The organism is Catellatospora sichuanensis, assembly GCF_007483665.1.
Taxonomy (GTDB): Bacteria; Actinomycetota; Actinomycetes; order Mycobacteriales; family Micromonosporaceae; genus Catellatospora; species Catellatospora sichuanensis.
The window spans coordinates 282849-306225 of sequence record NZ_VIQO01000001.1 but is presented as its reverse complement, the minus strand read 5'-3'; the positions used below and the strand labels follow the sequence as shown (position 1 = coordinate 306225).

Genomic DNA, 23377 nt, shown 5'->3' with positions numbered 1-23377 from the left:
CGTGGCGGACCGCCCTGAAGACATCGCCGAAAGACCGTGTGGGGAGAGCCTGCTGTGAGCGACCGACTGATCATCCGTGGGGCGCGTGAGCACAACCTGCGCGACGTCAGCCTGGACCTGCCGCGCGAGAAGATGATCGTGTTCACCGGGCTGAGCGGCTCGGGCAAGTCGAGCCTCGCCTTCGACACGATCTTCGCGGAGGGGCAGCGGCGTTACGTCGAGTCGCTGTCCTCGTACGCCCGGCAGTTCCTGGGACAGATGGACAAGCCCGACGTCGACTTCATCGAGGGCCTGAGCCCCGCGGTCTCCATCGACCAGAAGTCGACCTCGCGCAACCCGCGCTCGACCGTGGGCACCATCACCGAGGTGTACGACTACCTGCGCCTGCTGTTCGCCCGGGTGGGCCAGCCGCACTGCCCCGTCTGCGGTCACCTGATCAGCCGGCAGAGCCCGCAGCAGATCGTGGACCGGGTCCTCGCCATGGCCGAGGGCACCCGCTTCCAGGTGCTCGCGCCGGTGATCCGCGGCCGCAAGGGCGAATACCTCGACCTCTTCTCCGACCTGCAGAGCAAGGGCTTCGCCCGGGTCCGGGTCGACGGCGTGGTGTATCCGCTCAACGAGGTGCCGAAGCTGGCCAAGCAGAAGAAGCACGACATCGAGGTGGTCGTCGACCGCCTCGCCGTCAAGGAGAGTTCGAAGCAGCGGCTCACCGACTCGGTGGAGACCGCGCTCGGCCTGGCCGGCGGCATTCTGATCATGGACTTCGTCGACCTGCCCGAGGACGACGAGCACCGCGAGCGCAAGTTCTCCGAGAACCTGGCCTGTCCCAACGAGCACCAGCTCGGCATCGAGGACCTGGAGCCGCGGGTCTTCTCCTTCAACTCGCCCTACGGCGCGTGCCCGGAGTGCACCGGCCTGGGCACCAAGAAGGAGGTCGACGCGGAGCTGATCATCCCCGACCCGGAGAAGAGCCTCGGCGAGGGCGCGATCTCGCCCTGGGCGGGCGGCCAGACCATGGAGTACTTCTCCCGCCTGCTGGAGGCGCTCGGCGAGGAGAACGGCTTCGACATGGACACCCCGTGGCGGGCCATCTCGTCGGGGGCGCAGAAGCTGATCCTGCACGGCGCCGAGAACCAGGTGCACGTGCGCTACCGCAACAAGTACGGCCGCGAGCGCTCGTACTACTCCGGCTTCGAGGGTGTCATCCCGTGGCTGGAGCGCCGCCACTCGGACACCGAGAGCGAGTGGTCGCGGGAGAAGTACGAGGGTTACATGCGGGAGGTGCCGTGCTCGGTCTGCGCGGGCACCCGGCTCAAGCCCGAGGTGCTGGCCGTGACCCTGGACGGGCGCAACATCGCCGAGCTGTGCGCGCTGTCGGTGGGCGAGGCCGCGGTCGTGCTGGCCGGCCTGGAGCTCGACGACCGGCAGCGCTTCATCGCCGAGCGGGTGCTCAAGGAGATCAACGCCCGGCTGCGCTTCCTGGTCGACGTGGGCCTGGACTACCTGTCGCTGAACCGCCCCTCGGGCTCGCTGTCCGGCGGTGAGGCCCAGCGCATCCGGCTCGCCACGCAGATCGGCTCCGGCCTGGTCGGCGTGCTGTACGTGCTGGACGAGCCGTCGATCGGCCTGCACCAGCGGGACAACCACCGGCTGATCGAGACCCTGGTGCGGCTGCGCGACCTCGGCAACACCCTGATCGTGGTCGAGCACGACGAGGACACCATCCGCACCGCCGACTGGGTCGTGGACATCGGTCCGGGCGCGGGCGAGCACGGCGGCCGCATCGTGCACAGCGGCACGTACGACAAGCTGCTGGTCAACGAGGAGTCGGTGACGGGGGCGTACCTGTCGGGCCGCAAGCAGATCGCGACGCCGCAGCACCGCCGCCCGGCGACCCCGGGCCGCGAGCTGACCGTGGTCGGCGCGCGCGAGCACAACCTGCGCAACGTGTCCGTGGCGTTCCCGCTGGGGCAGTTCATCGCGGTCACCGGCGTGTCCGGGTCGGGCAAGTCGACCCTGGTCAACGACATCCTGTACACGGTGCTGGCGAACCAGATCAACGGGGCGCGCATGGTGCCCGGCCGGCACACCCGGGTCACCGGCCTGGAGCACGTGGACAAGGTCGTCGGCGTCGACCAGTCGCCGATCGGGCGCACCCCGCGGTCGAACCCCGCCACCTACACCGGCGTGTTCGACAACATCCGCAAGCTGTTCGCGGAGACGACCGAGGCGAAGGTGCGCGGCTACGGGCCGGGGCGCTTCTCGTTCAACGTCAAGGGCGGGCGCTGCGAGAACTGCGCGGGCGACGGCACTATCAAGATCGAGATGAACTTCCTGCCCGACGTGTACGTGCCGTGTGAGGTGTGCAAGGGCGCCCGGTACAACCGGGAGACCCTGGAGGTGCACTACAAGGGCAAGACCATCGCCGAGGTGCTGGAGATGCCGATCGAGGAGGGGGCCGAGTTCTTCGAGGCCATCCCCGCGATCCACCGCCACCTCAAGACGCTGGTCGACGTCGGCCTGGGCTACGTGCGGCTGGGGCAGAGCGCGCCGACCCTGTCCGGCGGTGAGGCGCAGCGCGTGAAGCTCGCCTCCGAGCTGCAGAAGCGCTCCACCGGCCGCACCGTGTACGTGCTCGACGAGCCCACCACGGGCCTGCACTTCGAGGACATCCGCAAGCTGCTGCTGGTGCTGCAGGGCCTGGTCGACAAGGGCAACACCGTGATCGTCATCGAGCACAACCTCGACGTGATCAAGTCCGCGGACCACCTGATCGACATGGGTCCCGAAGGCGGCCACCGCGGCGGCAGCGTGCTCGCGACCGGCACTCCGGAGCAGCTCGCGGTCGTCGCCGAGAGCTACACCGGCCAGTTCCTCAAGCCCATGCTCGCCAAGGCCGCCCCGGCCCCGGTGACCCCGCCGCGCGCCCGCAAGGCCCGCAGCAAGGCCGCGGTGGCCTGACCCCGCCGCCCCGCACGATCCGTCCCGGCGACCACCTCCGCGGTCGCCGGGACTTCTCGTGTCCGCCCCGCCTGTCCGCCACCGACCCGCCCGCCCGCCCGCCCGCCCGCCCGCCCGCCTGTCCGCCCCCGGCCCGCTGTCCGCCCCGCCTGTCCGCCCCGGCCCGCCGCCCCCGGCCCGCCGTCCTCGGCGCGGGTCGCGCCGAGGGGTCCATGATCGCTCGACTTGCCAGGCAGGTGGGCGAATGCGAGTTCAAGGTTCGCCCAGGTGCCGGGCAAGTCGGAAGATCTTGAATGGCGGTGGGTGAAGAAAATGGTTGATCTCGCAGCTAAATTTCAGATCGGGCCGATAGGTTGATCCAGAGAAACCCTCACCTAGGAAGGCCCCCCATGAGTGACGTGACCACGTCCGGCGCGACCTCGCGCCGGGTCCTGCTGACCTCCGCGGGCGCCGTCGGCGCGGGCGCCCTGCTCGCCGCCTGCGGCTCGGAGGCGCCCGCGACCACCGAGCCGACCGGCGCGGCGGCGAGCCAGCCGGCGACCGGCGAGACGGTCGGCGCGGGCATCGTGCTGGGCAAGGCGGCGGACATCCCGGTCGGCGGTGGGGTGATCTTCAAGGAGCAGGGTGTCGTGGTGACCCAGCCGACCGCGGGTCAGTACGTGGGGTTCAGTTCCATCTGTACCCACCAGGCGTGCCCGGTGAGCCAGGTCGAGGCCGGCAAGATCAAGTGTCAGTGCCACTTCAGCGAGTTCTCCATCACCGACGGCTCGGTGCTGAGCCCGCCCGCCCCCCGCGCGCTGGACAAGAAAGAGATCAAGGTCGAGAACGGCGAGATCAAGCTCGCCTGAGCTTCGAGCGGGCCGGGGCCCTGGATCCCATGTGGACCCGGGGCCGGCCGCCGATCGCGGCCCGGAGGACTGTCGGACAGATCGTCTAGGCTTGGCGTCGTGGCTGATCCGTCCCAGTACCGGCCCGCGCCGGGCACGATTCCCGACGCGCCCGGTGTGTACCGGTTCCGCGACGATCAGGGCCGGATCATCTACGTGGGCAAGGCCAAGAGCCTGCGCAGCCGCCTGAACTCCTACTTCGCCGACGTGTGGACGCTGCACCAGCGCACCCAGCAGATGGTCACCACCGCGGCCGGCGTGGACTGGGTCGTCGTCGGGACCGAGGTCGAGGCGCTGCAGCTGGAGTACTCCTGGATCAAGGAGTACGACCCCCGCTTCAACGTGAAGTACCGCGACGACAAGTCGTACCCGTACCTCGCGGTCACCCTGGACGAGGAGTACCCGCGGCTGCTGGTGATGCGCGGGGCCAAGCGCAAGGGCGTGCGCTACTTCGGGCCCTACTCGCACGCCTGGGCCATCCGGGAGACCCTCGACCTGCTGTTGCGCATCTTCCCCGCGCGCACCTGCTCGGCGGGCGTGTTCAAGCGGGCGGGCCAGATCGGCCGGCCGTGCCTGCTCGGCGACATCGGCAAGTGCTCCGCGCCGTGCGTCGGGCGGGTCAGCGCGGCCGAACACCGCGGCATCGTGGAGGACTTCTGCGACTTCATGGCCGGGCGCACCGAGAACATGCAGCGCCGCCTGGAGAAGGAGATGCAGGAGGCGTCGGCCGCGATGGAGTACGAGCGCGCCGCGCGGCTGCGTGACGACCTGGTGGCGCTGCGCCGGGCCATGGAGAAGCAGTCGATCGTGCTGTCCGACGGCACCGACGCCGACGTGGTCGCCTTCGCCGACGACCCCCTGGAAGCCGCGGTGCAGGTCTTCCACGTGCGGGACGGGCGGGTGCGCGGCCAGCGCGGCTGGATCGTGGACAAGACCGAGGAGCTGAGCATCGGCGACCTCGTGCACCACTTCTGCACCCAGATCTACGGCGACGAGACCGGCGAGGCCGACGTGCCCCGTGAGCTGCTCGTGCCGGAGCTGCCCGCCGACGCCGACGCGCTGACCGACTGGCTGTCGCAGCACCGGGGCTCGCGGGTGAGCATGCGGGTGCCGCAGCGCGGCGACAAGAAGACCCTGATGGAGACCGTCGCGCGCAACGCCCTGCAGGCGCTCGCCCAGCACAAGCTGCGCCGGGCCGGCGACCTCACCGCCCGCAGCAAGGCACTGGAGGAGATCGAGGACGCGCTCGGGCTGGCCGCGGCCCCGCTGCGGATCGAGTGCTTCGACATCTCGCAGATCCAGGGCACCGACGTGGTGTCCAGCATGGTGGTCTTCGAGGACGGCGTGCCGAAGAAGGCCGACTACCGGCGGTTCATCATCAAGGGCGCGACCGACGACGTGTCGGCGATCAGCGAGGTGATGCGGCGGCGGTTCGCCCGCCATCTCGCCGAGGGTCCGGTGGACCCGGCCGAGGAGGCTGTCGCGGGGCGGCCCCGGCGCTTCGCGTACCCCCCGCAGCTGGTCGTGGTCGACGGCGGCGCGCCGCAGGTCAATGCGGCGGCCTCGGTGCTCACCGAGCTGGGCGTCACCGACGTGGCGGTGTGCGGGCTGGCCAAGCGGCTGGAGGAGGTCTGGCTGCCCGACGATTCGATGCCGATCATCCTGCCCCGCACCGCCGAGGGCCTCTACCTGCTCCAGCGGGTCCGCGACGAGGCGCACCGCTTCGCCATCCGCTTCCACCGCGAGCGGCGTTCCGCCCGGATGACCGCCTCGGATCTCGACAGCGTGCCCGGCCTGGGCGATATCCGCCGCAAGGCGCTGCTGCGCCACTTCGGCTCGCTGAAACGGCTCTCGGCGGCCAGCGTCGACGAGATCGCCGAGGTGCCCGGCATCGGCCCGCGCACCGCTGTGGCGGTGCTCACCGCCCTTGGCGTGCCCCCGCAGGCGGCACCGGCCGCACCCGTGCCGCAGCCGACGTCCGCCGATCCTGGCGCGCCGCAACCGGCGGACACCCACCCGCAGGCGACGCCCGCGCCGGGTGGGACGCTGGCCACAGCGGAGGAACCCGGCACGCCTGGCTAGGATGTTTTCTCGTTGCCGGCATCCGGCGGCAACGTGCTCGCCTGCCACCCGAGGTTCGCTGAACCCGGTGGCCGTCCGCGGGCGGCCGCCCCGGCAGGCGGCGACGACAGCAGTGGGGGCGCACGTGAGCGTGGATACACCGGCCAGGCGCAGCACGCCGGGCGAACGTGACGAACAGCAGGGCGAGCCCAGGACGATCGCGGAGGAGTCCGGCGAGGGTCCGGCCACCAACCTGGTGGTGGTCACCGGCGTGTCCGGCGGTGGCCGCAGCACCGTGGCCCGGGCTTTGGAGAACGTCGGCTACTACGTGGTCGACAACCTGCCCCAGGCGCTGCTGGTGCAGCTGGCCGAGCTGGCCGCCAAGGCAGGCGGGGCGGCCCGGCACACCGCGATGGTGCTCGACGTGCGCAGCCGGGTCTTCTCCACCGACCTCGCCGGTGCCATCCGCGACCTGCGCGAGAAGGGCTTCTCGCCGCGGGTGGTCTTCGTCGACGCCGACGACGAGGTGTTGATCCGGCGGTTCGAGAGCGTACGCCGCTCGCACCCGCTGCAGGGTGACGGCCGCCTGTCCGACGGCATCGCCGCCGAGCGCTCGCTGCTGGCCGAGGCCCGCGAGCAGGCCGACGTGCTGATCGACACCTCGCATCTGAACGTGAACCAGCTCCGGGCCCGGGTCGAGGAGCTGTTCGCCAGTCCGGAGGCGCTGCGGCTGCGGGTCACCGTGCTGTCCTTCGGCTTCAAGTACGGGCTGCCCCCGGACGCCGACTTCGTGCTCGACGCGCGCTTCCTGCCGAACCCGTACTGGGTGCCCGAGCTGCGCGAGAACACCGGCCGCGACGAGGGCGTGAGCCGGTACGTGCTGGGCCAGCGCGGGGCGAACACGTTCGTGGAGACGTACGCCCGCCTGGTGACCGCGACCGCACCCGGCTTCGAGCGCGAGGGCAAGCGCTACCTGACCGTGGCCGTCGGCTGCACCGGCGGCAAGCACCGCAGTGTCGCCATCGCCGAGGAGCTGGCCCGACGACTGCGCGAGCTGCGCGTGGTCGCCCACGCCCAGCACCGCGACCTGGGGCGCGAATGAGGCCGCCGACGACGCGTGCGCGCCGTGAGGAGCGGGCATGAGCGAGCTCGGCGAGCGGATCATCGGCTCCGCACGTGCCTGTGACGAGCGCAGCGAGGAGCAGGCATGAACATCGGGTTCGCGCCGCAGGCAGGCGGCGACCGGATCCGGGTGGTGGCGTTCGGCGGCGGGCACGGGCTCAGCGCGAGCCTGCGCGCGCTGCGCGCGACCGGGCTGCCCCTGGAGATCACCGCGGTGGTCACCGTGGCCGACGACGGGGGCTCCAGCGGCCGCATCCGCGCCGGCCGGAACGTACTCCCTCCGGGTGACCTGCGTCAGGCGCTGGCCGCCCTGGCGGGTGACGACGACCTCAGCGGCCGTACCGCCCGGCTGCTGCAGTACCGCTTCGGCGGCGCCGACGAGCTGGCCGGGCACCCGGTCGGCAACGTGGTGCTGTGCGGCCTGATGGAGCAGCTCGGCGATCCGGTGGCGGCGCTGGACCAGGTCGGCGCGATGCTGCGCGCGGTGGGCCGGGTGCTGCCCATGTCCAACCACCCGCTGGGCATCGAGGCCGACCTGGTCGTCGACGGCAGGCAGATCACCGTGCGCGGCCAGCACCAGGTCGCGGTCGCCCAGGGGCGGGTGCTCCAGGTGCGGCTGGAGCCGCCGGAGCCGGACGCGTGCCCGCAGGCCCTGGCGGCGATCGCCGACGCGGACTGGCTGGTGTTCGGGCCCGGCAGCTGGTACACCAGCGTCATCCCGCACCTGCTGGTGCCGCAGTTGGCGGCCGCCGTCACGCGGAGCGCGGCGCGGCGGTTGGTCACCCTGAACCTTGCCGCGGACCGGGAGACGGTCGGCCTGTCGCTGCCCGACCACCTGGACGCGCTGGGTCGGTACCTCCCGGACCTCAAGGTCGATATTGTTCTGGTCGACAGGAATGCCGTGGGAGACCCCGAACCGGTCGCGAATGCGGCAGAATCACTCGGTGCTCGCATCGCGATCGCTCCGGTGGCCGTCCAGGACGGCACCGCGCGACACGATCCGGTCCGATTGGGCCGCGCACTGGTGCCACTCTTGGGCACCGCTCGTTAAGCACGTACGACAAAGCGCACGACACAAATAGGCAATCACAGCCGCGACCGGCCCCGAGGTGACGACACGATGGCGATGACCGCTGCGGTCAAAGACGAGCTCAGCCGGGTCGACGTGCCCAAGCCGTGCTGCCGGCGCGCGGAGATGGCGGCCCTGCTGCGCTTCGCGGGCGGGCTGCACATCGTCTCGGGCCGCGTGGTGGTGGAAGCGGAGCTGGACACCGGCGCGGTGGCCCGGCGACTGCGCACCACCATCGCCGACCTGTTCGGATACCCGAGCGAGGTACACATCCTCGCGTCGGGCGGGCTGCGCAAGGGCAGCCACTACATCGTGCGCATCGTCAAGGACGGCGAGGCGCTCGCGCGCCAGACCGGCCTGCTGGACGTGCGCGGGCGGCCGGTGCGGGGCCTGCCGCCGAACGTGGTCTCGGCGAGCGTCTGCTGCGCCGTGGCGGCCTGGCGCGGGGCCTTCCTGGCGCACGGCTCGCTGACCGAGCCGGGCCGCTCCTGCGCCCTGGAGATCACCTGCCCGGGACCGGAGTCGGCGCTGGCACTGGTCGGCGCGGCCCGCCGGCTCGGCATCACCGCCAAGGCGCGGGAGGTGCGCGGCGTCGACCGGGTCGTGGTCAAGGACGGCGACGCGATCGCCGCCCTGCTCACCCGCATAGGCGCACACTCCAGCGTGCTGGCCTGGGAGGAGCGGCGGGTACGCCGCGAGGTCCGCGCCACCGCGAACCGGCTGGCCAACTTCGACGACGCCAACCTGCGCCGCTCGGCGCGGGCGGCGGTCGCCGCCGCGGCCCGGGTCACCCGCGCCCTGGAGATCCTGGCCGACGACGCGCCCGGCCACCTGACCAGCGCGGGCCGCCTGCGCCTGGAGCACCGCCAGGCCTCCCTGGAGGAGCTGGGCGCCCTGGCCGACCCACCGCTGACCAAGGACGCCATCGCCGGCCGCATAAGGCGTCTGCTCGCCCTGGCCGACAAGCGCGCCCGCGACCTCGGCATCCCCGACACGGAAGCCGCCGTCACCGCCGAGATGCTCACCGTCTGACCCGCTCCTCCCGAGATCGCCGCGCCCCGACCCGGGCCGCGGCGATCTCGCTTTCCACCCCACCCGCCCCACCCCCCACCCGCCCGCCGACGCCGCGGCGATCTTGCGCGGGCTGTGGGTACGACACGCCCGAAACGGGCAAAGGGGCAACAGTTCGCGCAAGATCGTGGCGATCATGGGCGGCGCTGGTGATCTGGGTGGGGTTGTTGTCGTTTCGTGTGATGGGGGACACGGGGGTGAAACAAAGACCCCGGCGGGGATGTCCGTCACAGCTCAGCTAGGGTCGGAACCGTACGGCGACGCTGCCGGCAGCTCGGCCGCGACGCCGTCCGCCAGGTGTGCTGGCGGCGTGACCGGGCGAGTGACCTATCGGCCGCCGCACTGGACGTTAAGCCGCCAGTCGGCGCACATGGCGAGGAGATGGGACCTGTGACCATCCGGGTTGGCATCAACGGCTTCGGCCGTATCGGGCGCAACTTCTACCGGGCGCTGCTCGCGTCCGGCGCGGACATCGAGCTGGTGGCCGTGAACGACCTGACCAGCAACGCGACCCTGGCGCACCTGCTCAAGTACGACACCATCCTGGGCCGCCTGCCCTACGAGGTGAAGGCGACCGACACCGACCTCACGGTCAACGGAAAGTCGTTCAAGGCGTTCGCCGAGCGCGACCCGGGCAAGCTCCCCTGGGGCGACCTGGGTGCCGACATCGTGATCGAGTCGACGGGCCTGTTCACCGACGCCGCCAAGGCGAAGGTGCACGCCGACAACGGCGCGAAGAAGGTCATCATCTCGGCTCCGGCCAAGGGTGAGGACATCACGATCGTGCTGGGCGTGAACGGCGACCAGTACGACGCCGCCAAGCACACGATCATCTCGAACGCCTCCTGCACCACGAACTGCCTCGCCCCCATGGCGAAGGTCCTGAACGACACGATCGGGATCGAAAAGGGTCTGATGACCACGATCCACGCGTACACCCAGGACCAGAACCTGCAGGACGGCCCGCACAACGACCTGCGTCGCGCCCGCGCCGCGGCCCTGAACATCGTGCCGACCTCGACCGGCGCCGCCAAGGCGATCGGCCTGGTGCTGCCGGAGCTCAAGGGCAAGCTGGACGGCTTCGCGCTGCGCGTGCCGATCCCGACCGGCTCGGCCACCGACCTGACCTTCACCGCCGCTCGCGAGACGTCGGTCGAGGAGGTCAACGCCGCGATCAAGGCCGCGGCCGAGGGCCCGCTCAAGGGCATCCTGGTGTACACCGAGGACGAGATCGTGTCCTCGGACATCGTGACCGACCCCGCCTCCTGCATCTTCGACGCCGGCCTGACCAAGGTCATCGGCAACCAGGTGAAGGTCGTCGGCTGGTACGACAACGAGTGGGGCTACTCCAACCGCCTGGTGGACCTCACCAAGCTCGTGGGCGCCTCGCTGTAATGCGCGGCCTCGACGATTTGCTCGCCGAGGGCGTCTCGGGTCGGCGCGTGCTCGTACGCGCCGACCTGAACGTGCCCTTCGTCAAGGACAGCCCCGGGACGATCGCCGACGACGGCCGGATCCGGGCGGTGCTGCCGACCATCACGGCCCTGCGCGACGCGGGCGCCTCGGTGATCGTCATGTCGCACCTGGGCCGCCCCAAGGGCGAGCCCGACCCGAAGTACACGCTGGCTCCCGTCGCCACGCGCTTCGCCGAACTCCTCGGCTCGCCGGTCACCTTCGCGGGTGACACCGTCGGCCCGTCGGCGCAGGAGGCCGTGGCGGCGCTGGCTCCCGGCGACGTGGTGCTGCTGGAGAACCTGCGTTTCAACGCGGGGGAGACCAGCAAGGACGACGCCGTGCGCGGCGCGTTCGCCGACCAGCTGGCGGCGTTCGGCGACGTGTACGTCGACGACGCCTTCGGCGCGGTCCACCGCAAGCACGCCAGCGTCCACGACGTCGCGTCCCGGCTCCCGCACTACGCGGGCGGTCTGGTGCTGCGCGAGGTCGAGGTGCTCAAGCGGCTCACCGAGGACCCGGCCACGCCGTACGTGGTGATCCTCGGCGGTTCGAAGGTCTCCGACAAGCTCGCCGTGATCGAGGCGCTGCTGGGCAAGGCCGACAAGCTGCTCATCGGCGGCGGCATGTGCTTCACCTTCCTCAAGGCCCAGGGCCACGAGGTCGGCGCCTCGCTGCTGCAGGAGGAGATGCTCGACACCTGCCGCGACCTGCTGGCCCGCGCGGGCGACCGGATCGTGCTGCCGACCGACGTGGTGGTCGCCGACCGCTTCGCCGCCGACGCGCAGACCGACACCGTCGCCGCGACCGCGATCCCGGCCGGCTGGCTCGGCCTGGACATCGGCCCGCAGTCGGTCGCGCTGTTCACCGAGGCGCTGTCCGGCGCGAAGACGGTTTTCTGGAACGGCCCGATGGGCGTGTTCGAGCTGGCCCCGTTCGCGAACGGCACCCGCGGGGTGGCCGAGGCCATCACCAAGGTCGACGGGTTCACCGTGGTCGGCGGCGGCGACTCGGCCGCGGCCGTGCGCGCGCTCGGCCTGGACGAGGCCGCGTTCGGTCACATCTCCACGGGCGGCGGCGCGTCGCTGGAGTACCTGGAGGGCAAGTCCTTGCCCGGTCTCGAAGCCCTGGAGGCGTGAGCATGGCTGACGTGAAGCGCCGGCCGTTGATGGCCGGCAACTGGAAGATGAACCTCAACCACCTCGAGGCCATCGCGCTCGTGCAGAAGCTGGCCTTCAGCCTGAACGAGAAGCAGCTCGAGGCGGTCGAGGTCGCGGTGCTGCCGCCGTTCACCGACATCCGCAGCGTGCAGACGCTGGTGGACGGCGACCGGCTGCTCATCGAGTACGGCGCGCAGGACGTCTCGGCGCACACCTCCGGCGCGTACACCGGGGAGATCTCGGGCGCGATGCTGGCCAAGCTGGGCTGCTCGTTCGTGACGGTCGGCCACTCGGAGCGCCGGCAGTACCACGCCGAGTCCGACGCGCTGGTCAACGCGAAGGTGAAGGCGGCGCTGGCCAACGGCATCACGCCGATCCTGTGCGTGGGTGAGGGCCTCGACGTCCGCGAGAAGGGCGAGCACGTCGAGTACACGCTCGCGCAGCTCGACGGCGGCCTGGCCGGGCTCACCCCGGCCGAGGTGGAGAAGGTCGTGGTGGCGTACGAGCCGGTCTGGGCGATCGGCACCGGCAAGACCGCCACGCCCGAGGACGCCCAGGAGGTCATCGGGGCGATCCGCGGGCAGCTGGCCAAGACGCAGGGCGAGTCCACCGCGCAGGCGGTGCGGGTGCTCTACGGCGGCTCGGTGAAGGCGGGCAACGTCGCGGCCATCATGGCGCAGCCCGACATCGACGGTGCGCTGGTCGGCGGGGCGAGTCTCGACGCCGACGAGTTCGCCAGGCTCTGCCGCCTCGGCGTCTGACCACCGGTGCCCGCCGTGCGGGTGCGAACACGAAACGGGACCCCGGGCCGACCGCCCGGGGTCCCGTTCGTACCGGTGCTTTCGGGTGCGCAGGGTGATCATGCGAACGCGCTGCGTCCGACCTGCTGGCGCCGCATAACGAATCTCCCCGCCCCACTTCTGGTCGCGCGGTCGGTCCGCCTAGAGTGTGGCGAGCTACCACCCCCGGATCACTCACCCCTGGATTCTTGGCGGACGCGCGAGGGCGCGGGATCGCCGGGAGGACGACCATGCCTGACCTCTCGATGTCGCCGGTCCGCGCGTCTACTCGGGCGACCCGTGTGCGCCGCCGCCTCGTCGCGGCCGCTGCCGCGGTGACCCTGCTCGGCGTCGCCTCCGCCTGCGACTCGGCCGCCGACGCGAATGACACGATCACGCAAGGCGGCACCCTGCGTGTCGTGCTGCCGGCCCTGCCGGACCACCTCGACCCGCAGAAGATCGCGGCGGCGATGGACGCGAACATCAGCCGCCTGATCTCCCGCACGCTGACCACGTACAAGGCAGAACCGGGCACGGCCAGCAGTGAGCTGGTGCCCGACCTCGCCACCGACCTGGGCCGTCCGAGCGAGAACAACACGGTCTGGGAGTTCAAGCTGCGCGAGGGGGTGAAGTGGGAGGACGGCTCCCCCGTCGTCTGCTCGCAGCTGAAGCACGGCGTGGAGCGCAACTTCGCCAAGGTGTTCGACTCGGGCCTGCCCTATGCCGAGCTGATGCTGGCCGACAACGCGACCCCCTACGAGGGCCCGTACGGCGGCAAGGAACTGGACTCGGTCACCTGCGAGGACACCAAGACCATCAAGTTCCGGCTGAAGCAGCCGGCGGGCGACTTCAACTACACGGTCGCGCTGTCGATCTTCTCTCCGGCCAAGCCGGGTGCCGATGGTGAGAAGGACGCGTACGACCTGCGCCCGCAGTCCAACGGCCCGTACCGGGTCGAGCCGCGGGAGAAGGACGCGACCGGCTTCACGCTGGTCCGCAACGAGCACTGGTCGTCGAGCCTGGACTCGGTCCGCAAGGCGCACCCCGACAAGATCGTGTTCGTGGTCGACGCCAACGACCCGGCCGTGACCAATGCGCTGATCCAGGACCAGGGCGCGGACCGCAACACGGTCATGCTGCAGAACAACGTGGCACCGAACTTCCTGCAGCAGGTGATCAACGACCCGAAGCTGTCGCAGCGGGTGGCCCAGGGCCCCTCCGGCTCGGTCCGGTACTTCGCGATCAACACTGAGATGATCAAGAACGTGGACTGCCGCAAGGCTCTGGCGTTCGCGTTCAACAAGCGCAAGTACCGCCAGGCGATGGGCGGCTCGGTGATCGGCGAGCTGGCCACCTCGATGATCCCGCCGAACCTGGCGGCGCATGCCAAGTTCGACCACTACCGGACCCTGACCGACAGCGACGGTGACGAGGAAGAGGCCCTCAAGCTGATCGACAAGGCGAAGAAGGACGGCTCGCCCTGCCCGGACAAGCTCCGGGTGGCGCTGCCGGACAACGACACCATCGCCCGGTACGTCAAGACGATGGTCGACGCCTACGTCCGCATCGGTATCAAGGTCGAGCTGAACCGCCTGCCGGCCAAGCCGTACTGGGGTCTGATCGCCGACATCTCGCACGGCAACCACCTGGTCTACGCCGGCTGGATCCCGGACTGGGCGAACGGCTCCGCGGTCATCCCGCCGCTGTTCGACGGCGCCCTGGTGAAGCCCAGCGGTGAGCAGAGCGGCTCGAACTACTCGTTCCTGAACGACCCGGAGATCAACAAGGCGCTCGCCGACGCGATGGCCGAGGACGACCTGAACCGGCAGTACAAGCTGTGGGGCGAGATCGACAGTCGGCTGTCGGAGATGGCCGCGACCATCCCGGTGCTCTACCCGAACTCGATCCGGATGTACGGTTCCAACGTCGCCGGAGCGTTCATCCACTCGCAGTTCGGCGCGCCGGACCTGGCTTCGCTGGGTCTGAAAGACCCCTCGATCCCGGTGGATGTGACCTCCTCGGCCTCCTAGCCGGTACGATGGACCGCTATTGTTGACCGACACCCAAGGCCGCGCGAGCGGCCACCGAGCCTAAGGACACCTGCTCATGCCGATCGGCTTCGCCTACACGTTGATCGTGTTGCTGATCATCACCAGCGCCCTGCTGACGATGCTGGTCCTGCTGCACCGGGGCAAGGGCGGCGGTCTGTCCAGCATGTTCGGCGGCGGTGTGTCGTCGAGTCTGGCCGGGTCGTCGGTGGCGGAGAAGAACCTCGACCGCTACACCGTCCTGGTGGGTATCGTCTGGTTTGCCTGCATTGTCGGTCTCGGCCTCTGGCTGAAGCTGGAGATGGCCGCCGGCACCGTCGCCTGACCGCAAGCACGCGAAAGGGCGGCTGACCATCGGTCAGCCGCCCTTTCGGCGTCTTCGCCGGGGGGCTCAGCGCGGAGAGCTCTGCGGCACCTGGGCCGCCGCGGCCCGGTCCAGCAGCCAGACGGTACGCGAGGTGCCGTGCACCGCGGCCGCGGGCAGCGGTGCCGCCCCGGACAGGGCCGCGCCGACCGCGTCGGCCTTGTCCGGCCCGGCCGCGATCAGCCAGACCTCCGCCGCGGTGTTGATGGCGGGAAGGGTGAGCGTGGTGCGCACCGGCGGCGGCTTCGGGCTGTCCCGGACCGCGCTGACCGGCCGGGTCTCGGCCGCCACCGGGTGCCCCGGGAACACCGAGGCCACGTGGCCGTCCTCGCCGACGCCGAGCATGAGCACGTCGAAGCGCGGCAGCCCGGTCGAGCCCGGCGCGGTGCGCGCCAGTTCCGCCGCGTAGCGGGCGGCCGCCAGTTCGGGATCAGAGCCGTCCGGGCCGTCCGAGGGTGGCATCGGGTGCACCCGGGCCGGGTCGAGCGGCAGCGCGTCCAGCAGGGCCGCGCGCGCCTGTGTCTCATTGCGGTCCGGGTCCCCGGCGGGCAGGAAGCGCTCGTCGCCCCACCACAGATCCACCCGTGACCAGTCGACCGCGTCCCGCGCCGGGTTGGCCAGCACCGCACGGTACACGGCGGCCGCGACGCGTCCGCCGGTCAGCACGACGTCGGCGCAACCCCGCTCGGCCTGGGCGTCCACCAGCCGCTGGAGCAGCCGCGCCGCCACCGCCTCGGCGAGCAGCGCCGCGTCGGCGTGCACGATCACCGACCGCTCGCTGCGCTCGCTCATGCCTTCTCCTCGCTGCGCTCGTCGGCGGCATGGGGGCAGGACATGATTCGCTCGCTCATGCGGCCACCGGTTCCCATGCCGGGTCCTGCCAGATGTGGGTACGGGTCGACGTGCGGTCGCCGAGGTTCGCGATGCCCGTCGCCGCCGCGAGCGCCGCAGCGTAGGGCTGATCGGCGTCAAGACGCTGCAGCTCCTCCGCCAGCACCTCGCCGAGCCGGCGTTCCACCAGCGGCATCACCTGGTCGAGCGAGCCGCTCTTGCGCAGCAGGGCCATCCCGTCGCCGGTGGCGTGCAGGCTCAGCGAGCCGCCGTCGGCCAGCGCGAAGTCGACCCCGTGCAATGGCCCGGTGACCTCGGCCAGCTGCACCGGGACGCCCATCCGCGCCATGATCCAGCCGCGCAGCAGGGCGCCCAGCGGGTCGCCGGCCGCGGCGTGCACCGTCGCGGACAGCGCACCCGCCGACGCCGTGTCGAAGGCGCCCGCGATGAGCGAGCGCCAGCCGGTCAACCGGGTCCAGGACAGGTCGGTGTCGCCGGGGGCGTAGTCCACCGCCCGCTGGTGCAGCGCCGCGGCGGGGTCGGGGCACTGGGCGATGTCGGTGACCCGGCGCTCCGCGACGACGCCCAGCGGGTCGTACGCGATGTGCTCGGGCGGGCAGCCGTGCCACCAGGTGACCACCGGCACGTCCGGAGCCAGCAGCGGCATGACCACCGACTCGCTGTGCAGGGCGAGCCGGCCGTGCATCCGCATGATCACGGCCTCGCACGGCCCGAGCCGCCCGCCCACGACGATCTCGGCGTCGAGCCGGTTCTTGGCGTTCGCGGTCGCCGCGTCGACGCCCGCGACCGGGCCGCGGCTGACCACGAGCAGGCGGCAGGGGTGCGACGCGGCCGCGATGGTGGCCGCGTCCTCGACCTGGCGCACCCGGCCCTCGTCCACGATGACGACCAGGTTGAGGGCGAGGCCGCTGGCGACGCCGCCCGCGTTGCGCCGCTCCGAGCCGAGCTTGCGCACCACCTCGTTACCGGTGGTGTCCCACAGGGCTAGCATTCCGTCCCTCTTCCGAAGAGCTCTGAGTTCATGCCCGCTCCTCGCTTCGCTCGTCGCAGGCATGCCCTGGGGCCAACATGATTCGCTCGCTGCGCTCGCTCATGCCCGCCGCCAGGTGCGGCCCTCGCGGGCCAGCATCTCGTCGGCCTCACGCGGACCCCACTCGCCCGCCCGGTAGGTCGCGGGCTTGGTGCCCGCCCAGGCGTCCTCCAGCGGGTCGATGATGCGCCAGCCCTCCTCGACCTCGGCCGCGTCCGGGAACAGCGTCCGGTCGCCCAGCAGCACGTCGAGGATGAGCCGCTCGTACGCCTCGGGGCTGGACTCGGTGAACGCCTCGCCGTACGCGAAGTCCATGGTGATGTCGCGCAACTCCATCTGGGTGCCGGGCACCTTGGAGCCGAACTTCAGCATCACGCCCTCGTCCGGCTGGACCCGGATGACCAGCTGGTTGTTGCCCAGCAGCTCCACGTCCTCGGGGTAGAACGGCAGGTGCGGCGCCTTCTTGAACAGCACGGCGACCTCGGTGACCCGGCGCGGCAAGCGCTTGCCCGCGCGGATGTAGAACGGCACGCCCGCCCAGCGCCGGTTCTGGATGGTCAGCCGCACCGCCGCGTACGTCTCGGTGTTCGAGTCCGGCGGGACGTCCGACTCCTCCAGGTAACCGGGCACCCGGGCACCGGCGACCCAGCCGGTCAGGTACTGCCCGCGTACGGTCTCGGTGGTCACGTCCTTGGGCGGCACGGTGGCCCGCAGCACCTTGAGCTTCTCGGCGCGGATCTCGGAGGCGTCGAACGTCGTCGGCTCCTCCATGGCGACCAGCGCCAGCAGCTGCATCAGGTGGTTCTGCATGACGTCGCGGGCCGCGCCGGTGGCGTCGTAGAAGCCGGCCCGGGTGCCGATGCCGACGTCCTCGGCCATGGTGATCTGCACCGAGTCGACGTACTTGGAGTTCCACATGGGCTCGAACAGCGAGTTCGCGAAGCGCAGCGCCAGGATGTTCTGGACCGTCTCCTTGCCCAGGTAGTGGTCGATGCGGAAGACGTCCTCCGCGCTGACCACGTCGTCGACCAGGTCGTTCAGCGCCTTGGCCGACTCCAGGTCCTCGCCGAAGGGCTTCTCCACGACGACCCGCCGCCAGCCGCCGGACTTGGCGTTGTCGGCCAGCCCGGTGCGCTCCAGCTGCTTGAGCACGGTGGGGAAGGCGGCCGGGGGGATGGACAGGTAGAACGCCGCGTTGCCCTGGATGCCGTGCGAGTCGCGCAGCTCGTTCAGGCAGTCGTGCAGCCGGTCGAAGGCGGCGTCGTCGTCGAACGCGCCGCCCACGAAACGGAAGTTGCCCGCGAGCCGGGCCCAGACCTCCTCACGCCACGGGGTGCGCGCGTGCTCCATGGCCGCGGTGCGGGCCACGTTCTCGAAGTCGCCGTCGCCCCAGTCACGCCGGGCGAACCCGGCGATCACGAAGCCGGGCGGCAGCAGGCCCCGGTTGGCCAGGTCGTACACGGCGGGGATGAGCTTCTTGCGGGCGAGGTCGCCGGTGACCCCGAAGATGACTAGCGCGCACGGCTGCGGGATCCGCGGCAGCCGGCGGTCCTGGGGGTCCCGCAGCGGGTTGATCCGCTGCGGGTCGGACGACACGGTCACGTGACGTCACCTCTCCTTGTACGGCTGGAGTCGGGCCGCCGCGTCCAGCAGCTGGGCGATGCCCTTGGCCCGGTCGGTCAGGTGCAGGTGCAGCAGCGGGCGCGTACGCCCGGCCAGCGCCTGCCGGTCGCCCGCGGCCTGTGCCGCCTGCAGCTGACCGAAGGTGTACGGCTTGCCCGGCACGGCCAGGTCCTCGGCGACCTCGCCGGTGATCTGCAGGAACGCCCCGTGCTGCGGGCCGCCCTTGTGGTACTGGCCGGTCGAGTGCAGGAAACGCGGGCCCCAGCCGAACGTCACCGGGCGGCCGCTCGCGGTGGCCAGCAGCTCGCGCAGCTTCGCGGTGTCGGCGTCGGCGAACCGGTCCAGGTAGGCCATGACGGCGACATAACCGTGCTCGCCCGCGCCCCCGAGCAGGGCGCGCAGCGCGTCCTCCACGGAGCTCGCGTCGCCGTACCCGGTGATGGCGCCCTCGGTGAACGACGGCGCCGCCACCGGCAGGCCCGCCTCGAGGATCTTGTTCGTGTTCTGCTTGGACTCGGTGACGTTGGGCTGGTCGAACGGGTCGATGCCGAGCACCCGCCCGGCCACCGCGGTCGCCGCCTCCCAGCACAGGAACTGCGCGCCGAGCGCCCCGTTGACCGACACGTGCGGGACCACGCCGCTGCCGGGCACCGCGCCGACGCCCAGCGCGCCGCCGATGGTGGCGGTGAGCACGTCGGAACCGGTGGCACCGGCGCTGATCGGGGTCTCCACCACGACCGGCAGGATGCCCTTGCCCTCCTTGCCGGTGGACTCGGCGATCAGCTGCTCGGCCCAGTCACCCAGGCCCGTGATGCCGCTGCCGTCGTCCACCAGCGCGAGCTTGTCGCGGCCGGTGCGGGCCGCCGCGCCCAGCACCGCGCCCAGCAGGAACGCCGGGTTGTCGACGTCGCCGGTCAGCGTGGTGGCGAACTCTTCCGCCTGGTCCAGCAGCTCGGCCACGTCCACGCCCGCCAGCGCCGTCGGAACCAGCCCGAACGCGGTGAGCGCGGAGTAGCGGCCGCCCACGTCCGAATCGGCCAGCAGCACGAACGCGCCCATCTCGCGGGCCGTCGCCTCCAGCGGCGAGCCGGGGTCGGTGACGATGACGAAGTGCCGACCGGCCTCGGCCGGGCTGAGCCCCGCATCGAGGAACGCCTGCAGGTAGGCCCGGCGGTGGCTGTCGGTCTCCACGGTGCCGCCGGACTTGCTCGACACCACCACCACGGTGCGGTCGAGCCGGTCGCGCAGCGCGGTGGCGACCTGGCCCGGGTCGGTGGTGTCCAGCACGGTGAGCCGCTTGCCCAGGGTGAGGGAGATCACCTCGGGGGCCAGCGAGGAGCCGCCCATGCCGGCCAGCACCACGTGGTCCAGGTCGCCCAGCTCCGCACTCAGCTCGGCGAGCTGCGGCAGCAGCGCCCGGCTGCGCTGGAAGGTGTCCACCCAGCCCAGCCGCACGGCCGCCTCGGATTCGGCGGCCGGACCCCACAGCGTGGGGTCCTTGGCCGCCAGCTTCGCGGGCACCCCGTCGGCCAGCAGCCGGGCCAGCACCGGCTCGGCCGCGACGGCGACCTCGCGGGACACCCGCACGGTCAGCCCGCCGCCGAACACGACCTCCTGGAAGTCCTCGCTCATGCTTTCGCCAGCTTCGCCTGGACGCCCTCGAGCAGTTCGGTCCAGCTGGCGTCGAACTTGGCGACGCCGTCGCGCTCCAGGAACTCCACCACGTCGTCGTAGTCGACGCCGACCTCACGCAGCGCGTCGAGGGCCATCTCGGCCGACTGCAGGTTGCCGGTGATCGTGTCGCCGGGCACCTTGCCGTGGTCGGCGAAGGCCTGCATGGTCTTCTCCGGCATGGTGTTGACCGTGTTCGGCGCGATCAGCTGCTCGACGTAGAGCGTGTCCGGGTAGGCGGCGTTCTTGGTGCCGGTGGAGGCCCACAGCGGCCGCTGCGGCTTGGCCCCGGCGGCCTTGAGCGCCGCCCAGCGCTGGCCGTTCACGACCTCCAGGTGCGCGCCGTACGCCAGCCGCGCGTTGGCGACCGCGGCCTGCCCGCGCAGGGCGAGCGCGTCCGGGGTGCCGATCTTCTCCAGGCGCTTGTCGATCTCGGTGTCGAAGCGCGACACGAAGAAGGACGCCACGGACTCGATCTTCGAGATGTCGTGCCCGTTGGCCTTGGCCTGCTCCAGGCCGGTCAGCCAGGCGTCCATCACCGCGCGGTAGCGCTCCAGCGAGAAGATCAGCGTCACGTTGACGCTGATGCCCTCGGCCAGCGCCGCGGTGATCGCGGGCAGGCCGGCCAGGGTCGCCGGGATCTTGATGAACAGGTTCGGCCGGTCGACCAGCCACCACAGCTGCTTCGCCTCGGCGATGGTCGGCTCGGTCTTGTCCGCCAGCCGGGGGTCGACCTCGATCGAGACCCGCCCGTCGACGCCGTCGGAGGCGTCGAAAGCCGGGCGCATCACGTCGCAGGCCCAACGGATGTCGTACGTGGTGAGCATGCGCACGGCCTCGTCGACCGAGACGCCGCGCACCTTCAGGTCGTGCAGCTGCGCGTCGTAGTCGTCACTGCCCGCCATCGCGCCCGCGAAGATGGTCGGGTTGCTGGTCACGCCGACGACGTGGAACTCGTCACGCAGCTTCTCCAGCGCGGTGTGCGAGCCGCCCTCGGTGAGCCGCTCGCGGGAGATGTCGTCGAGCCATACCGCCACGCCCGCGGCGGAGAGTTCGCCCAGTGGATCAGTCATAGTCACTCGCCTACCTTGGAGAGGGAGCGGCGGGCCGCCTCCGCGACCGCCTCCGGGGTGAAACCGAACTTCTCGAACAGGGTCGCGGCCGGGGCCGACGCGCCGTAGTGCTCCAGGCTCACCGACTCGCCCGCGTCGCCGACCAGGTCACGCCAGGACATGGCGATACCGGCCTCGACGCTGACCCGGGCCTTCACGTTCGCGGGGAGCACGGACTCCCGGTACCCCGCATCCTGGGCGCGGAACCATTCCTGGCACGGCATCGAAACGACCCGCGTGGGCACGTCCTCGTCCTCCAGCAGCTCCTGGGCCTTCAGGCAGATCGAGACCTCGGAGCCGGTGCCGATGAGGATCACCTGCGGGGTGCCGGTGGAGGCCTCCTCCAGGATGTAGCCGCCGCGCTCGAAGCCGGTGATCTTCTCCGGGTCGAGCGTGGGCACGTTCTGGCGGGTCAGCGCCAGCGCGGTGGGCCGGTCGGTGTGCTTGAGCGCCATCCGCCAGGCGTGCGCGGTCTCGTTGGCGTCGGCGGGCCGCACCACGTCCAGGCCGGGGATGGCCCGCAGCGCGGTGATCTGCTCCACCGGCTGGTGGGTCGGACCGTCCTCGCCCAGGCCGATCGAGTCGTGCGTCCAGACGTACGTCACCGGCAGCTTCATCAGCGCGGCCAGGCGCACCGGCGGCCGCATGTAGTCGGAGAAGACCAGGAACGTGCCGCCGTAGACGCGGGTGCCGCCGTGCAGCGCGATGCCGTTCATGATCGAGCCCATGCCGTGCTCGCGGATGCCGAAGTGCAGCGTGCGGCCGTACTCGTCGCCGGGGAACTCCTTGGTGGCGAACTCGGCCGGGACGAACGACGGCTCGCCCTTCATGGTGGTGTTGTTGCTCTCGGCCAGGTCGGCCGAACCGCCCCACAGCTCCGGCAGCACCGGCGCCAGCGCGTTGAGCACCTGGCCGGACGCGGCGCGGGTGGCCAGGCCCTTCGGGTCGTGCGGGAACGACGGCAGCGCCTGCTCCCAGCCGTCGGGCAGGGTGCGGGTGCTCATCCGGTCGAACAGCGCCAGCCGCTCCGGATTGGTCTTCGCCCAGTCGTGGAACGCCTCCTCCCACTGCTCGTGCAGCAGGCGGCCGCGCTCGGCCACGGCGCGGGTGTGCGCGATGACCTCGTCCTCGACCGGGAACGCGACGGCGGGGTCGAAGCCGAGCAGTTCCTTGACCGCGGCGGCCTCGTTGGGGCCGACCGCCGAGCCGTGGATCTTGCCGGTGTTCTGCTTGGTCGGCGCGGGCCAGCCGATGATGGTGCGCAGCGCGATGAAGCTGGGCCGGTCGGTGACCGCCTTGGCGCGCTGGATCGCCGCCCACAGCGCCGGCACGTCCTCGTGGTAGCCGGTGTTGCCGCCGGTCCAGTCGACCTTCTCGACGTGCCAGCCGTACGCCTCGTAGCGCTTGCAGACGTCCTCGGACTTCGCGATGAGGGTGTTGTCCTCGATCGAGATCTCGTTGTCGTCGTAGAAGACGATCAGGTTGTCCAGCTTCTGGTGCCCGGCGATCGAGGAGACCTCGTGGGTCACGCCCTCCTCGATGTCGCCGTCCGAGCAGATCACAAAGATGTGGTGGTCGAACGGGCTGGTGCCGGGGGCGGCGTCCGGGTCGAACAGGCCGCGCTCGCGGCGCGCCGCCATCGCCATGCCGACGGCGTTGCCCAGGCCCTGGCCCAGCGGCCCGGTGGTGGTCTCCACCCCGCGGGTGTGGCCGTGCTCGGGGTGGCCGGGGGTCAGCGAACCCCACTGGCGCAGTGCCTGCAGGTCCGACAGCTCCAGGCCGTAGCCGGCGAGGAAGAGCTGGACGTACTGGGTGAGGGAGGAGTGGCCGGCGGAGAGCACGAAGCGGTCGCGGCCGGTCCAGTCGGGGTCGTTGGGGTCGAGGCGCATCGCCCGCTGGAACAGCAGATAAGCCAGTGGCGCCAGGCTCATCGCGGTGCCCGGATGGCCGTTGCCGGCCTTCTCGACGGCGTCCATGGCCAGGACGCGGGCGGTGTCCACCGCGCGGCGGTCGATGTCAGACCAGATCAACTGCTCGGTCACAGCTGTGCTACTCCTAGCGACTCGTTTCCGTCGCGCCAGGCCGTGGGAGGTTCGCCACGCCCAGAGGCTCCGG

17 protein-coding genes are annotated in these 23377 nt (G+C 71.2%); 11 read left to right on the top strand and 6 right to left on the bottom strand.

The features are described from left to right. Positions 1-54 precede the first annotated feature (54 nt). The 11 genes from uvrA to secG all read left to right on the top strand — a co-directional run bounded on the left by uvrA (position 55) and on the right by secG (position 14935). Complete coding sequence (gene uvrA / locus FLL47_RS16310; protein ID WP_144121358.1) at positions 55-2961, top strand: excinuclease ABC subunit UvrA; 2907 nt, start codon at positions 55-57, stop codon at positions 2959-2961. A 389-nt stretch (positions 2962-3350) separates the two neighbouring features. Continuing rightward, on the top strand, positions 3351-3809 hold the full coding sequence (locus FLL47_RS16305; RefSeq protein ID WP_144121357.1) for a Rieske (2Fe-2S) protein: 459 nt from the start codon (positions 3351-3353) through the stop codon (positions 3807-3809). A 99-nt stretch (positions 3810-3908) separates the two neighbouring features. Continuing rightward, the gene (gene uvrC / locus FLL47_RS16300; protein ID WP_144121356.1) at positions 3909-5930 is read left to right on the top strand and encodes an excinuclease ABC subunit UvrC; all 2022 of its coding nucleotides are present in this window, start codon (positions 3909-3911) and stop codon (positions 5928-5930) included. Positions 5931-6126: 196 nt separating this feature from the next. After that, positions 6127-7011, top strand: a complete 885-nt coding sequence (gene rapZ, locus FLL47_RS16295; RefSeq protein ID WP_144121600.1) for an RNase adapter RapZ — start codon at positions 6127-6129, stop codon at positions 7009-7011. A 105-nt stretch (positions 7012-7116) separates the two neighbouring features. Further along, the gene (locus FLL47_RS16290) at positions 7117-8082 is read left to right on the top strand and encodes a gluconeogenesis factor YvcK family protein (RefSeq protein ID WP_144121355.1); all 966 of its coding nucleotides are present in this window, start codon (positions 7117-7119) and stop codon (positions 8080-8082) included. 69 nt (positions 8083-8151) lie between these two features. Continuing rightward, entirely contained in the window at positions 8152-9132 is a 981-nt protein-coding gene (gene whiA / locus FLL47_RS16285; protein WP_120315989.1) for a DNA-binding protein WhiA, read from the top strand. Positions 9133-9561: 429 nt separating this feature from the next. Continuing rightward, a complete protein-coding gene (gap, locus tag FLL47_RS16280) occupies positions 9562-10566 on the top strand; it encodes a type I glyceraldehyde-3-phosphate dehydrogenase (protein ID WP_144121354.1) in 1005 nt (334 codons plus the stop codon). Beyond that, on the top strand, positions 10566-11762 hold the full coding sequence (locus FLL47_RS16275; RefSeq protein ID WP_144121353.1) for a phosphoglycerate kinase: 1197 nt from the start codon (positions 10566-10568) through the stop codon (positions 11760-11762). The genes gap and FLL47_RS16275 overlap by 1 nt, the downstream gene beginning before the upstream one ends. Positions 11763-11764: 2 nt before the next feature. Beyond that, positions 11765-12544, top strand: coding sequence for a triose-phosphate isomerase (gene tpiA / locus FLL47_RS16270; protein ID WP_144121352.1), 780 nt, complete (start codon positions 11765-11767; stop codon positions 12542-12544). A gap of 269 nt (positions 12545-12813) precedes the next feature. Continuing rightward, the gene (locus tag FLL47_RS16265) at positions 12814-14592 is read left to right on the top strand and encodes an ABC transporter substrate-binding protein (protein ID WP_144121351.1); all 1779 of its coding nucleotides are present in this window, start codon (positions 12814-12816) and stop codon (positions 14590-14592) included. Between the two features lie 76 nt (positions 14593-14668). Next, the gene (gene secG, locus FLL47_RS16260) at positions 14669-14935 is read left to right on the top strand and encodes a preprotein translocase subunit SecG (RefSeq protein ID WP_144121350.1); all 267 of its coding nucleotides are present in this window, start codon (positions 14669-14671) and stop codon (positions 14933-14935) included. Positions 14936-15001: 66 nt separating this feature from the next. Here the strand turns inward: secG and pgl are convergent, their stop codons facing one another. The 6 genes from pgl to tkt form a co-directional block, all read right to left on the bottom strand. Next, complete coding sequence (pgl, locus tag FLL47_RS16255) at positions 15002-15766, bottom strand: 6-phosphogluconolactonase (protein ID WP_144121349.1); 765 nt, start codon at positions 15764-15766, stop codon at positions 15002-15004. A 55-nt stretch (positions 15767-15821) separates the two neighbouring features. Beyond that, positions 15822-16817, bottom strand: a complete 996-nt coding sequence (locus FLL47_RS16250) for a glucose-6-phosphate dehydrogenase assembly protein OpcA (protein ID WP_144121348.1) — start codon at positions 16815-16817, stop codon at positions 15822-15824. A 99-nt stretch (positions 16818-16916) separates the two neighbouring features. After that, positions 16917-18431, bottom strand: a complete 1515-nt coding sequence (gene zwf / locus FLL47_RS16245; RefSeq protein ID WP_144121599.1) for a glucose-6-phosphate dehydrogenase — start codon at positions 18429-18431, stop codon at positions 16917-16919. Between the two features lie 33 nt (positions 18432-18464). Next, on the bottom strand, positions 18465-20111 hold the full coding sequence (locus tag FLL47_RS16240) for a glucose-6-phosphate isomerase (protein ID WP_144121347.1): 1647 nt from the start codon (positions 20109-20111) through the stop codon (positions 18465-18467). After that, positions 20108-21223, bottom strand: a complete 1116-nt coding sequence (gene tal, locus FLL47_RS16235; protein WP_144121346.1) for a transaldolase — start codon at positions 21221-21223, stop codon at positions 20108-20110. Before tal ends, FLL47_RS16240 begins: the two co-directional genes overlap by 4 nt. Before the next feature lie 2 nt (positions 21224-21225). Continuing rightward, positions 21226-23304, bottom strand: coding sequence for a transketolase (tkt, locus tag FLL47_RS16230; RefSeq protein ID WP_281286719.1), 2079 nt, complete (start codon positions 23302-23304; stop codon positions 21226-21228). Between the last annotated feature and the right edge of the window lie 73 nt (positions 23305-23377).